Here is a 13257-nt window from a genome sequence, read left to right on the forward strand (position 1 = left end):
AGCCCAATGGCCACCGTCGTCGCGGTCATCGCCTCCACCCACCACCCCTTCTACTACCGGGCCAGCACGGCCACCGGCGATGACCGGCCGCCGTTCGCCGACGAGTGGACCAGCAAGATCCTGGCCTTCCGGGAGACGTTGACCCGGGCCCGGCCCGACGTGCTGGTGATGGTCGGCTCCGACCACTTCCACCAGCTCTGGCTGGACAACATGCCGCAGTTCCTGGTCGGCAAGGCACCCTCGTACGACGCGAACTGGTACAACGAGGAACGCGAGTTCGGGCTGCCCCGGATGCTGCTCAAGGGCCAGGAGGACCTGTCCGGGCACATCCTGCGGGCCGGGCTCGACTCCGGTTTCGACCTCGCGTTCAGCAACGAGCTGCGCATCGACCACAGCATCACCTGCCCGATCATCACGCTGCGGCCCGAGGCCGACCTGCCGATCGTGCCGATCTACACGAACATCTTCGCGCCGCCGCTGCCGCAGCCGAAGCGCTTCGTGCAGCTCGGCGAGGCCATCCGGGAGATCGTCGAGTCGTGGCCCTCGCACCTGCGGGTGGCCGTCATCGGCACCGGTCACCTGTCGCTGGAGCTGGGCGGCCCCCGACAGTTCGGCCCGCACGGCCCGGACCCGGAGTTCGACCAGCGGGCCGTCGAGTGGATCGCCAACGGCGACCTGGACGGCTGCCTGCGCGAGGTCACGTTGGACAGCCTGCACTCACCGGGCAACGCCACCCACGGCTTCATGGACTTCATGCTCATGATGGGCGTGGCCGGGGCCGGCGCGAAGGCCGACTACGTCGACACCCTCGATCTGTTCCACACCATGGAGGCCTACTTCACCTGGTACCCGAACGGAGCGCCGGCGGCATGAGCAAGTACCTGCTGAACAAGTTCCTCTTCATGGTCGACCGGGACCCTGAGCTGGTCGAGCGCTACCGCAGCGAGCCGCGCGAGCTGGTCACCTGGTGGGAGGCCGAGTGCGCCAACACAGTGCTGAACTGCCACACCGGCGAGGCGAGCACCTGGTTGCGCTTCGACGACGTGGAGCGGGAGGCGTTGGCCACCCACGACCACGTGAAGCTGTTCGAGTTGGGGGCACACCCGTTCCTCACCCTGACCCTCTTCATCGCCCTCTTCGAACGGGACAACACCGAGCCGCTGGAATACCAGAAGTCCTACGGCGCACGGCTGGCGCACTTCCCGATGCCCTACCCGGACATCGCGACGTGATCCGCGCGGCAGTGCTCAACGCCTGCGGCACACCGCCGACGATCACCGAGCGGCCGGCGCCCGTGCCGAACGACGGCGAGGTGGCGGTCACCGTCGAGGCTGTGCCGATCACCCCGCTGGACCTGCTCTGCGCCAGCGGCACCAGCTACTTCGGCGCGCCGAGCACCCCGTACGTGCCGGGTGTGCAGGGTGTCGGCCGGCTCGCCGACGGCTCGGCCGTCTGGTTCGGCACGTCGGCCGGGATGAGGTCCGGCGTCGACGGCAGCATGGCGACCACTGTCGCGGTGCCCTCCGCCGACGTGGTGGCGCTGCCGTCCGGCGTACCGCTGACCCTGCTCGCGGCCCTGGGTCTCTCCGCGGTGGCCGCCCACGCGGCGCTGACCCACGGCGGTGGCCTGACCGCCGGCGAGCAGGTCATCGTGCTCGGGGCCGGCGGCGTGGTCGGCCAGGCCGCCGTCCAGCTGGCCCTGCTCGGCGGCGCCCGCCGGGTCATCGCCGTGGCCCGCTCTGCTGTGGCACGGGCCCGCGCCGAGGAGCTCGGCGCGGCGGTCGCCATCCCGCTGCTGCCCGACGACGACGTCGCGTCGATGGCCGACCGACTCCGTGCGGTCGCCGACGGTCCGGTCGACCTCGTCCTCGACCCGGTCTTCGGTGTCCCGGCGGCGGCGGCCCTGCGGGTGCTGCGCCCCGGTGGCCGGCTGGTCAACCTGGGCAGCGCGGCGGGGGCCACCGCGCCGATCGAGTCCGCCGTGCTGCGCGGCGGCTCGCTGCGCCTGGTCGGCTACACCAACAACGGGCTGTCGACCGCGCAACGGGCGGCGGCGCTGGGCGTGGTGGCCGGGCACGCGGCGGCGGGGCGGCTCACCGTCGACCACGAGATCGTGCCGTTCGACTCGGTCGCGGACGCCTGGGCCCGGCAGGACGCCGGCATCGCCGCCGGGCGAATCGTGCTGGCGCTCTGACCGGGCCGGGTCCCAGCCAGGGACCGCGAGACCCTGGATAGAGCGCACCTGGTTGGGGTGCCGGGCCGGTGCGACGGTCGGTCCATGACAACTTCCACCTACGCCGTCACCGGCCACTGGATCGGTGGCGAGACCGTCGCCGGCTCCGCCGGCACCCTTCCCGTCGTGAACCCCGCCACCGGCAAGGTCGTCGCCGAGACCCCGGCCGGCACCGCCGATGACGTCGACAGTGCCGTCGCCGCCGCTCGGGCAGCCTTCCCGGCTTGGGCGGCGACCACGCCGCAGCACCGGGCGGACGTCCTGCGCCGCCTCGGCGCGGGCCTCGCCGCCCGCACGGAGGAGATCGCCCAGGCGATCACCGCCGAGATGGGCTCCCCGATCGGGATGTCCCGGACCGCCCAGGTCGCCTTCCCGGCCGCCGTGGTCGAGTCCGTCGCCGGCCTGGCCGACGACTTCGCGTGGACCGAGGAGGTCGGCAACTCGCTGATCGTTCGTGAGCCGATCGGTGTGGTCGGTGCGATCACACCGTGGAACTTCCCGTTGCAGCAGATCGTCTCCAAGCTGGCGCCGGCGCTGCTCGCCGGCAACACGATGGTCTTCAAGCCGTCCGAGAACGCCCCGCTGACCGCGCGCATCCTCGCCGAGGTCGCCGCCGAGGCCGGCGTACCGGCGGGTGTGTTCAACGTCGTCTACGGCACCGGGGCGACCGTCGGGGAGGCGATCTCCGCCCACCCGGACATCGACATGATCTCCTTCACCGGCTCCACCCGGGCCGGGCAGCGGATCTCCTCGGTGGCCGCGGCGACCGTCAAGCGGGTCGCACTGGAGCTGGGCGGCAAGGGCGCGAACATCATCCTCGACGACGCCGACCTGCCCGCCGCGGTCGAGCGGGGTCTCATGATGGCGTTCAGCAACGGCGGTCAGGTCTGCGGCGCGTGGCCGAGGATGCTGGTGCCCGCCTCCCGTCAGGACGAGGTCGTGGCGTTGGCCGTCGAGGCGGCGAAGCAGTACACCGTCGGCGACCCGAACGACGAGGCCACCCGGATCGGTCCGATGGCCTCCGAGGCACACCGGCAGAAGGTCGTCGGCTACATCGAGCGGGGCAGCGCCGACGGTGCCCGGCTGGTGTTCGGCGGGCCGGACCGGCCGGAGGGCCTGACGAACGGCGCCTACGTCCAGCCGACGATCTTCGCCGACGTCGACCCGTCCTCCGCGATCGCTCAGGAGGAGATCTTCGGGCCGGTGCTGACGATCATCCCGTACGCCGACGAGGAGGAGGCCGTGGCCATCGCCAACGGCACCCTGTACGGCCTGACCAGCGGTGTCTTCGGCGAGCCGGAGCATGCCCTCGCCGTGGCGCGGCGGCTGCGCGTGGGCCAGGTCGACGTGAACGCCGGGCACTGGAACCCGCTCGCGCCGTTCGGCGGCTACAAGCAGTCCGGCAACGGCCGCGAATTCGGCCGCTTCGGCCTGGAGGAGTTCCTGGAGACCAAGTCCATCCAGCGCTGACCGAACCGGACAACCCCCACCCGCGGGACGCACCGGCCCCGCGTCCCGCTGGCCCGCCTGCCCCAGGATCCCGTGCGATCTTGGGGCAGGCGGAACACCGTCGCCGGGCTCGCCTGTTGCAGTGAAAAGGCCGGCCCCTGCCGGCACGCAGTGATCGGAGACACCGTGGACCGCGCCCAACTGGCCAGTTTCCTGCGCACCCGACGGGAGGCGCTCCAGCCCGAGGATGTGGGGTTGCCCCGGGGGCCGCGTCGGCGTACCGGTGGGCTGCGGCGCGAGGAAGTCGCCACGTTGAGCGGGATGTCCACCGACTACTACAGCCGGTTGGAGCAGCAGCGGGGGCCGCACCCGTCGGAGCAGATGCTCGCCGCCCTGGCCCGTGGCCTGCGGCTCTCCCTGACCGAACGCGACCACCTGTTCCAGCTCGCCGGCCACGCGATCCCCCACCGGGCGGTACGGGCCGACCACGTCAACCCGGGGATGATGCGCATCCTCGACCGGATGCACGACACCCCTGCCCAGGTGGTGAACCACCTCGGCGAGACCCTGGCGCAGACCGCGCCGGCCGTCGCCCTGCTCGGCGACGAGACCCGGTACGCCGGGCTGGCGCGTAGCGCGCACCACCGCTGGTTCACCGACCCGACCGCACGGCAACTGCACCCGGCGGAGGATCACCGGACGCAGAGCCGCCTGCTCGTGGCGGACCTGCGGGCGTCGTACACCCGTGACGGGCGCGGATCGCGGGCCGCCGCCCTCGTCGACGACCTGCTGGCCAGGAGCCCGGAGTTCGCGCAGCTGTGGCGCGAGCACCCGGTGCCGACCGGCTACTGCCCGTCGAAGCACTTCCTGCACCCGGAGGTCGGGGCGTTGGAGCTGCACTGCCAGACCCTGGTGGACCCCGACCACTCCCAGACGCTGCTGGTCTTCACCGCCGTGCCCGGCTCGGAGAGCGACGAGAAGCTGCGGCTGCTCGCCGTCATCGGCGGCCAGCTCGTCTGATCCCGGTGACCGGCCCGCCGAGGTAGCGGGCCGGGCTGACGCCCAGGTACCGCCGGAAGTGGCGGGTCAGATGCGCCTGGTCGAAGAATCCGGCCGCGACGGCGGCCTCGGCCGGTCGCTGCCCGGCGAGGAGCAGGCGACGGACCAGCTCGACCCGGCGGCCGGTCAGGTACGAGTGCGGCGGCACGCCGTGCACGTGGGTGAACGTCCGGACCAGGTGGGTCGGGTGGGCGTGCAGAAGCTCGGCGGCCTCGCCCAGCGTGACGCCCTCGACGGTGCGGGCGTCCAGCAGCTCCCGCAGTCGGACGGCGAGGCCCGGTCCGGACGGCTGACCCTCGACCGGGGGGCGCTGACGGAGCTGGCCGCGCAGCCGCTCCAGGATGAGCGCGAGCCGACTCTCAGCCTCGAACTCGTCCCCGGGTGCGGCGAGCACCTGGTGCAGGTGGTGGATCCGGTCGCGTAGCTGCGGGTCGGCCAGGTCCGGTTCGTCGACCGCCCGGCCGACCAGTTCGGCACCGAGCGCCGAGGTGTCGAGATACAGGACCCGTTTACGGAACCCGCCCGGTGTGGCGGAGCTGCCGTCGTGCGGCACGTACGGCGGCAGCAGGGTGACCGACGTGCGCAGCGCACCGTGCCGGTGCCGGTCCAGGTCGAAGCGGACCGCTCCGTCGTCGACGATCAGCAGCGTCCACACGTCGTGGATGTGTCGGGGATAGGCGTGATCCACGAAATGGGCGTGGAAGACCTCGGCGACCCCGGCTACCAGGGGTCGCCACGCGTTGACGTGCGAGCCCGCCGGGCGGGTGGCCACGCTAAGAACGTACAAGACCGGTCGGTCTCGGGGCGGGCAGGCTCGACGCCATGACCGAACCGATTCGCTTTCCCACCAAGACCGCTGTGCTGCTCCGTGACGACCTGGCGAGCTGGCAGCGGCTGAACGTCACCGCCTTCCTGGTCAGCGGCATCGCGAACGCCCAGCCGGAGCTGCTCGGCGAGGAGTACCGCGACGCGGACGGCACCCGGTACCTGCCGATGTTCGGCCAGCCCGTGCTGGTCTTCGCCGGGGATCGGGCGACGCTGGTCGGCGCGCACTCGCGAGCCCTCTCCCGCGGGCTGCGGCTCGCGGTCTTCACGGCCGACCTGTTCGCCACCGGCAACGACCGGGACAACCGCGCGGCCGTGCAGGCGGTCGGTCGGGAGAAGCTCGACCTGGTGGGCCTGGCGCTGCACGCCCCGCGCAACGTGGTGGACAAGGTGCTCAAGGGCGCGTCGATGCACCCGTGACGCTGACCGTGTCACCACGGGGGTCATCCGTCGGCCCCCAACGCCGCCACCGGGCTGACCCGCGACGCCCGTCGTGCCGGCAGCACTCCGGCCAACGCGGTCAGCCCGACCAGCGTCACGAAGAGCCCGACCAGCGGCAGCACCGGCACGGTCAGCGGTGCGTTGATCCCGAGGGCGTGCACCGCCAACCAGGCGTACGGGACGCCGAGCAGCAGACCGATGGTCGCCCCGATCACCCCGTACAGGCCGGACTCGACGGTCAACATGGTGCGCAGGCCGGTCCGGGACAGGCCGATCGCCCGCAGCAACCCGGACTCGCGGATCCGCTCCACTACCGACAGCGCGGTGGTGGAACCCACGCCGACGACCGCGATCAGCACGGTCAGGCTGACCAGACCGACAGCGATCCAGACCAGGGTGCGCACCAGGGCGTCGTTGCGGTCCCGTTCGTCGGCGAGCACCGCGAGGCCCACCCCGTCGGTGCCGGCGATCGCCTGCCGCAGCGCCCGCACGCCGGCGGTCCGACCGTCCTCGCCGGCTCCGGCCGCGTCGGCGAGCAGACCGGTGTACGCCGTGGGGACGCCGAGCCGGTCGAGGTCGCCCCGGTCGGCCAGGATGCCGACGTGCAGGGGGCCTTCGGCGGGGAGGACCGCGGCGACGCGTACGTCGACGGTCCGCCCGCCGAGGGCGAGCGTGGCGGTGTCGCCGACGTGCAGTCCGGCGTCCCGGCCGACCCAACCGGCGAGCACGATCCGACCCGGACCACGATCGGCCAGGGCACCCTGCGCCACGTCCAGGTCCCGGATCGTCGGCAACGCGGCCACGTCCAGGTCGCTCGTCGGGTAACCGGACTCGATGTCGCCGAGCTGATCACCGCCGCGCGTCAGGGTGACGTCGCCGACCCGCCGGTACGGCACCACCCGGGCCAGCGCCCCGTCCGCTGCCTTCGCCTGGGTCACGAGGGCCCCCGGCAGCGTCCCGCCGTTGCTGGTGACCTCGAAGTCGGTCGGCGCGGACAGCGCCACCTCGCGGTCGGCGAGGACCTGAAGCGACGCGCCGCCGATGACCACCCCGGAGATCAGGGTGACGCCGAGCGCGACGACGACGGAGACCGCTGCCGCCCGACGCGGCGCCCCACCGATCCCGCCGACCGACATCCGCCCGAGCGGTCCGAGCTGGCGCAGCGGCCAACCCACCACGGCCAGCACCGGCCGCACCAGCAGCGGCCCGAGGGCCACCAGCGCGAAGAACGCCAGCCCGCCGGACCCGACCAGCAGGAGCAGCGGCATCACGGGGTCGTACGTCGACTGGTCCGGCTCCGGCAACTGGCTGACCGTCACGACGGCGGCCAGCACCGCGCCGACTGCCAGGAGCAGCCCGAACACCAGGCGGAGCACCCCGATGCCGCGCCGGCCGGAGGTGGTGCTCGCCGTCCGCAATGCCTCCAGTGGGGAGACCCGGGCGGCCGAGAGCGCCGGCGCCAGGACGGCCAGCACGGTGACCACGACGGCGCCGATCACCACCACGCCCGCCGTCGCCAGTGGCAGACCCGGCGAGGAGACGGCCATGCCGGAGGCGCGCAGGATGGCCGGCAGCGCGTACCCGAGGGCGAGTGCGCTGGCCACCCCGATGACGCCGGCGACCAGCCCGGTCAGCGCCCCCTCGGCGGTCATCGCCCCCACCAGGGCGCCCCGGTCCGCGCCGACCGCACGCAGCAACGCGAGCTGCCGCATCCGCTGGGCGAAGACGATTCGGAAGGTCGAGGTGACCACCAGCGCCGCCGCGACGACAGCGATCGAGACGAACATGCCGACCAGGATGAAGAGCCTCCCGACCTCCTCGGCCGCCGCGTTGGCCTCCGCCTGGCGCACCTGCGCACCGGTCCGGATCGGCTGGCCGGCGACCGCCGCGACCACCTGTTGGCGGATGGTCTCCGTCGACGTGCCCGGCGCCACCCGCACGTCGACGCGCTCCAGGGCCGTCAGGCGTCCCCAGGACGTCACGACGGTGTCCGGGGCGTACGCGTCGTACCCGGCGTCGGCCGCGCTGTCGACCAACCCGGTCACGGTGAGCCGGGCGGGCGTGGTGAGTTCACCGCCCGTGCCGCTGGTCGTGGCGCCGACCGGCAGCCCGAGCCGCTCGGCGGTACGCGGGGTGACCGCGATCTCGCCGGGGGCGTCCGGGTAGCTGCCCTCGATGACCCGGACCCTGGTCAGCGGGCCGGTGCCCGGATCGGCCTGGAGGTTCAGGTACCCCTCACCGATGGACACCCCGATCGACACCCGGCTCACCGCCTCGGCCACACCGGGCACGGCGCGGACGCGCTCCAGATCCGCCACAGTGGGTGGCGCGTGGTCGAAGTCGCCGATCACCAGGTCGGTGGCGGCCGGGGTGCCGCTCAGGTTGTCGCGCACGGTCCGTTCGGTGATCTGCTGCACCAGCACGGTGCCGAAGACGACGAAGGACGCGACCAGGATCGCCAGACCGGTCAGGATCAGCCGGCCGGGTCGTCGGGCCGCGGCGCTCGTCTGGGTACGCAGCACTGTCGCCCTCATGCGCGGGCCGCCAGATCACGCAGCGCGTCGGTGACCGAACCCTGGTCCGGCTTGTCGATCTCGCCGGCGATCCGACCGTCGGCGAGCAGCACCACCCGGTCGGCGTACGCGGCGGCGATCGGGTCGTGGGTCACCATGACGACGGTCTGACCGAGGTCGCGCACCGAGTCGCGCAGGATGGTGAGCACCTCCGCGCCGGAGCGGGAGTCGAGGTTGCCGGTCGGCTCGTCGGCGAAGACCACCTCGGGCCGGGCCACCAACGCCCGGGCCAGCGCCACGCGCTGCTGCTGACCGCCGGACAGCTCGCTCGGCCGGTGCTTCAGGCGGTCACCGAGGCCCAGCAGGTCGACCAGGCGCGCCAGGAGTTCGGCATCGGGCTGCCGGCCGGCGAGGTCAAGCGGCAGGGTGATGTTCTGCGCGGCGGTCAGCTGCGGCAGCAGGTTGAAGGACTGGAAGACGAACCCGATCCGCTCCCGGCGTACCCGCGTCAGCGTCCGGTCCGACTGGCCGGTCAGCTCCGTGCCGCCGAGCAGGACACGGCCGGAGGTGGCGGTGTCGAGGCCGGCGAGGCAGTGCATCAGTGTCGACTTGCCGGACCCGGACGAACCCATGATCGCGGTGAACTCGGCCCGGCCGAAGCCGACCGAGACGCCGTCCAGGGCACGGACCGAGGTGTCCCCGCTGCCGTACACCTTCACCAGGTCGACGGCGGCGACGGCCGCTTGGCTGGTGTCCGGTGGGGCGTGGGTCGTCATTGTTCCTCCAGTGGCTGCGATGTGACCCGGGAAGCCTCGCCGCCGACGACGGGTCGGCGCATCGGCCCGGGGCCGGGTATCGCGGTCGCCGGGTCTGTCTTTCGGCCGATCTGCCACCTCCGTCCGGTTGGCTACGCTGGGTCATCATGAGCGCGCCGGATCTTCGACTGTGGTGGATACGTCTGGCCCAGGCTGCCGGGCTGGTGGCCTTTGGCCTGCTCGCTCTCTTCGACTTCGCGGCCAGCACGGCGGATGACCGCGGGATCGTCGGTCTCCTGCTCCTGCTGGTGCCGATGGGGTTGGCGGTGGCGACGGTGCCACTCTGGCTGCCGGTGCACCGGCCGGGTTCCCGCCGGCTGCCGGTGGCCGCGCTGGCACTGGCCACCGCCTCACTGGCCGTGACCGCGGGGGTGGTGCTCCTCTCCGGAGGCGGTGGCATCCTGCCCGCCCGCACCTGGGGGCTCGCCGAGTCGGCGGGGCTGATCGGCGTGGTCTTCGTGGTGAGCCGCTGGGGCGCGCCCCGGCTCGCTCCGTGGGCGGCGGTGGCGGCCGGGCTCGCCGTCGCCGCGATGCCGCTGCGCGTCGGCACCGAGAACCTGCTGGTGATCTTCGGTCTGCTCCAGGTAATCGCCGCGGCGGGCGCCGCCGGGGTGGGGCTCTACCTGCGGATCGTGGCCGCCGGTCGGGAACGGGCGATCGCGCTGGTCCGGGCCGAGCAGCGTGCCGAGTTCGCCCGGGACCTACACGACTTCATCGCCCACCACGTGACCGGCATTGTGGTGCAGGCGCAGGGCGCCCGGTTCGTCGCCGAACAGGACCCGCAACGGGTCATCGTCGCCCTGGAGCAGATCGAGCGGGCCGGTGCGGAGACGATGGCCTCGATGCGGCGGATGGTCGGGATCCTGCGTAACCCGAACGCCCCACCGGACGCGCCGTTGGCCCCACTCGCCGGGGTGAGCGAGTTGGAGCCACTGGTGACGGGGTTCAACGGGGCAGCGAACGCGCCGGCCCGGCTGCACGTCGACGGCGACCTGGGCGGACTGCCGGTGGAGGTCTCGACCTCGGCGTACCGGGTGGTGATGGAGGGGCTGACCAACACCCGCCAGCACGCGCCGGACGCCCGATCGGTGGACGTGGCCGTGCGACGTACCCCCGACTGGCTTCTGGTCCGGGTGGCCGACGACGGCGCCACCGGGCGCACCGCGCCGGCCCGGGGGCACGGCTTCGGTCTGATCGGCCTCACCGAGCGGGTACGCGCCCTCGGTGGCACGATCACCGCCGGACCGGGCGTCGCCGGTGGGTGGGTGCTCGATGCGGCGTTCCCGCTGCGCACGGCGGTGGGGCGGTGATCCGGGTGTTGATCGCCGACGACCAGGCGATGGTCCGGACCGGCTTCGGCATGATCATCGGGTCGCAGTCGGACATGACGGTGGTCGGCGAGGCCGCCGACGGAGTCGCGGCCGTGGAACTGGCCCGGCGGCTGCGCCCGGACGTGGTGCTGCTGGACATCCGGATGCCCCGCCTCGACGGTCTGGAGGCACTGCGGCTGCTCGCGGGGCCGGGCGTCGCCGACCCGATCCGGGTGGTCGTGGTGACCACCTTCGACCTGGACGAGTACGTGCACACCGCGCTGTCAAACGGCGCCTGCGGCTTCCTGCTCAAGGACTCCGGCCCGGCGCTGCTCATCGAGGCGGTCCGCGCGGCCGTGTCCGGTGACGCGCTGATCAGCCCGTCCATCACGGTACGGCTGCTGGAGCACCTCAGCTCCCCCGCTCCGGCCCACGACGACGCCGGGCTGTCACCACGGGAACGCGACGTGGTGAAGCTCGTCGCCCGGGGCCTGACCAACGCCGAGATCGCCGCCCAGCTCTTCATCGCCGTCGGCACGGTCAAGACCCACCTGGCCAGCGTGCAGATGAAGCTCAAGGCCCGCAACCGGGTCGAGATCGCCGCCTGGGCCTGGGAACGACGCCTCGTCGGCTAGAGGCGCGCGATGGCTGGCGGGCGGAATGGGGTTGGGTGGTGACCGAACACCACCCGCCTGGCGGCCTCTGCACGGTGGCGGACGAATAACGCTCGACTCCGGGGTCTGGCGCGCGCCGCGACATATTGCGACGCTAACGCCTGTGTATGACTACGACCTGTTGGTGCTGGGCTCCGGACCCAGTGGTCAGAAGGCCGCGATCGCCGCCGCCAAGCTCGGCAGGCGGGTCGGCATCGTGGACCGCCGCGACATGATCGGTGGGGTGTGCATCAACACCGGCACCGTCCCCTCCAAGACCCTGCGCGAGGCCGTGCTCTACCTGACCGGGCTGAGCCAGCGCGACCTCTACGGCAGCAGCTACCGGGTCAAGGACGAGATCACGGTCAGCGACCTGGCGGCCCGGACGCAGCACGTGATCGCCCGGCAGACCGACGTCATCCGCAATCAACTGGCCCGCAACCGGGTCGCGATGATCACCGGCACCGGGCGCTTCGCGGACGCGCACACGATCTGGGTCGACGGCGGCTCCGGCCGCGAGTCCAGAGTGACCTTCGACAAGATCATTATTGCTGCCGGCACGCGCCCGGCCCGCCCGGACAGCGTCGACTTCGACGACCGGACGATCGTGGACTCCGACGGCGTCATCAACCTCCAGGCCGTGCCCCGCAGCATGGTCGTGGTCGGCGCCGGCGTGATCGGCATGGAGTACGCGTCGATGTTCGCCGCGCTCGGCACCAAGGTGACAGTCGTGGAACGCCGCGACCGGATGCTCGAGTTCTGCGACGAGGAGGTCGTCGAGTCGCTGAAGTACCACCTGCGCGACCTGTCCGTGGCGTTCCGCTTCGGCGAGGAGGTCGCCGCCGTGGAGAAGCACCAGACGGCCGCGCTCTGCATCCTCAAGAGCGGCAAGAAGATCGTCGCGGACACGGTCATGTACTCGGCCGGCCGGCAGGGCCAGACCGACGACCTCGCGCTGGAGGCGGCCGGGCTGGAAGCGGACCGACGCGGCCGGATCGCTGTCGACGCCAACTACCGCACCCCGGTCGACAACATCTACGCCGTCGGCGACGTGATCGGCTTTCCCGCCCTCGCGTCCACCTCGATGGAGCAGGGCCGGTTGGCCGCGCAGCACGCCTGCGGCGAGCCGATCCGGGAGATGCACGGGCTGCAACCGATCGGCATCTACACGATCCCGGAGATCAGCTTCGTCGGGCAGACCGAGGCGCAGCTCACCGACACCTCGACACCGTTCGAGGTGGGCATCGCGCGCTACCGGGAGCTGGCCCGGGGCCAGATCGTGGGCGACTCGTACGGCATGCTGAAACTGCTGGTCTCCCCCGACGACGGCCGACTGCTCGGGGTGCACGTGTTCGGCACCGCCGCCACCGAGATCGTCCACATCGGTCAGGCGGTGATGGGCTGCGGCGGCACGATCGACTACCTGATAGACGCGGTGTTCAACTACCCGACGCTGGCCGAGGCGTACAAGGTCGCCGCCCTGGACGCCTCCAACAAGATCCGCAACATAACCCGCATAGACGGCTAGTCACTGCCCCCGACCTCCACCAGCTCCGCCAACTGGCTGCGGTAGTTCGGGCAGGTCGAGATGTCCTCGTGTGAGCAGTTCAGCCCGGCCTCAAGCAGGTCGAGCGCCGACCGCAGCGCCGCCATCCTGGCCTGGAGCGCGCTGTGGTTCCGGCGCAGCACGTCCTTGCGGGCGGCCGGGTCGCCCGCGGCGAGGAACGCCCGGATGTCCGGCAGCGACAGGCCGGCCTGCTTCGCGCGCAGAATCGAGGCCACCCGGAACAGGTCGTCGCGGGTGTAGCGGCGACGACCGCCGGTGACCCGGGCGGGGCGGAGCAGGCCCACCGACTCCCAGTGCCGCAGTACGTGCGCCGGCAGGCCGAAGTGGTCGGCCACGTCGCCGATCGTCATCGTGCTTGACTTCATGTCGACATTAAGTCCGACCATGGCAAG

Annotated in this window: 13 protein-coding genes; 9 read left to right on the forward strand and 4 right to left on the reverse strand. The window is 72.3% G+C overall.

Annotation, left to right across the window (positions count from 1 at the left end; translation table 11 throughout):
* The first annotated feature begins 6 nt into the window (after nt 1-6).
* From GA0070619_RS14835 to GA0070619_RS14855, 5 genes are all read left to right on the forward strand, one after another.
* Nucleotides 7-873, forward strand: a complete 867-nt coding sequence (locus GA0070619_RS14835) for a DODA-type extradiol aromatic ring-opening family dioxygenase (RefSeq protein ID WP_088948612.1) — start codon at nt 7-9, stop codon at nt 871-873.
* Entirely contained in the window at nt 870-1232 is a 363-nt protein-coding gene (locus GA0070619_RS14840; protein ID WP_088948613.1) for a hypothetical protein, read from the forward strand. The genes GA0070619_RS14835 and GA0070619_RS14840 overlap by 4 nt, the downstream gene beginning before the upstream one ends.
* Nucleotides 1229-2194 carry a quinone oxidoreductase family protein gene (locus GA0070619_RS14845; protein ID WP_088948614.1) on the forward strand — a complete coding sequence of 322 codons (966 nt, stop codon included), beginning with the start codon at nt 1229-1231 and terminating at the stop codon, nt 2192-2194. The genes GA0070619_RS14840 and GA0070619_RS14845 overlap by 4 nt, the downstream gene beginning before the upstream one ends.
* A gap of 84 nt (nt 2195-2278) precedes the next feature.
* Nucleotides 2279-3703 carry an aldehyde dehydrogenase family protein gene (locus GA0070619_RS14850; protein WP_088951812.1) on the forward strand — a complete coding sequence of 475 codons (1425 nt, stop codon included), beginning with the start codon at nt 2279-2281 and terminating at the stop codon, nt 3701-3703.
* A gap of 165 nt (nt 3704-3868) precedes the next feature.
* On the forward strand, nt 3869-4702 hold the full coding sequence (locus tag GA0070619_RS14855) for a helix-turn-helix transcriptional regulator (RefSeq protein WP_088951813.1): 834 nt from the start codon (nt 3869-3871) through the stop codon (nt 4700-4702).
* Here the strand turns inward: GA0070619_RS14855 and GA0070619_RS14860 are convergent.
* Complete coding sequence (locus tag GA0070619_RS14860) at nt 4680-5513, reverse strand: helix-turn-helix transcriptional regulator (protein WP_088948615.1); 834 nt, start codon at nt 5511-5513, stop codon at nt 4680-4682. The genes GA0070619_RS14855 and GA0070619_RS14860 overlap by 23 nt on opposite strands.
* 50 nt (nt 5514-5563) lie before the next feature.
* On the opposite strand from GA0070619_RS14860, the gene GA0070619_RS14865 reads away from it, so the two are divergent.
* The gene (locus GA0070619_RS14865; RefSeq protein ID WP_088948616.1) at nt 5564-5986 is read left to right on the forward strand and encodes a DUF2000 domain-containing protein; all 423 of its coding nucleotides are present in this window, start codon (nt 5564-5566) and stop codon (nt 5984-5986) included.
* A 23-nt stretch (nt 5987-6009) separates the two neighbouring features.
* On the opposite strand, the gene GA0070619_RS14870 is transcribed toward GA0070619_RS14865, so the two are convergent.
* Entirely contained in the window at nt 6010-8541 is a 2532-nt protein-coding gene (locus GA0070619_RS14870) for an FtsX-like permease family protein (protein WP_088948617.1), read from the reverse strand.
* On the reverse strand, nt 8538-9296 hold the full coding sequence (locus tag GA0070619_RS14875; RefSeq protein WP_088948618.1) for an ABC transporter ATP-binding protein: 759 nt from the start codon (nt 9294-9296) through the stop codon (nt 8538-8540). The genes GA0070619_RS14870 and GA0070619_RS14875 overlap by 4 nt, the downstream gene beginning before the upstream one ends.
* A 146-nt stretch (nt 9297-9442) precedes the next feature.
* Here GA0070619_RS14875 and GA0070619_RS14880 point away from each other — a divergent pair, with 146 nt between their 5' ends.
* The 3 genes from GA0070619_RS14880 to sthA all read left to right on the forward strand — a co-directional run bounded on the left by GA0070619_RS14880 (nt 9443) and on the right by sthA (nt 12826).
* Complete coding sequence (locus GA0070619_RS14880) at nt 9443-10645, forward strand: sensor histidine kinase (protein ID WP_088948619.1); 1203 nt, start codon at nt 9443-9445, stop codon at nt 10643-10645.
* Entirely contained in the window at nt 10642-11280 is a 639-nt protein-coding gene (locus tag GA0070619_RS14885; RefSeq protein WP_088948620.1) for a response regulator, read from the forward strand. Before GA0070619_RS14880 ends, GA0070619_RS14885 begins: the two co-directional genes overlap by 4 nt.
* A 142-nt stretch (nt 11281-11422) precedes the next feature.
* Complete coding sequence (gene sthA, locus GA0070619_RS14890) at nt 11423-12826, forward strand: Si-specific NAD(P)(+) transhydrogenase (protein ID WP_088948621.1); 1404 nt, start codon at nt 11423-11425, stop codon at nt 12824-12826.
* Here sthA and GA0070619_RS14895 read toward each other — a convergent pair.
* Nucleotides 12823-13230, reverse strand: a complete 408-nt coding sequence (locus GA0070619_RS14895) for a MerR family transcriptional regulator (protein WP_197699650.1) — start codon at nt 13228-13230, stop codon at nt 12823-12825. The two genes, sthA and GA0070619_RS14895, sit on opposite strands and share 4 nt — an antisense overlap.
* Nucleotides 13231-13257 lie beyond the last annotated feature (27 nt).

Source organism: Micromonospora zamorensis (genome assembly GCF_900090275.1).
Classification (GTDB): domain Bacteria; phylum Actinomycetota; class Actinomycetes; order Mycobacteriales; family Micromonosporaceae; genus Micromonospora; species Micromonospora zamorensis.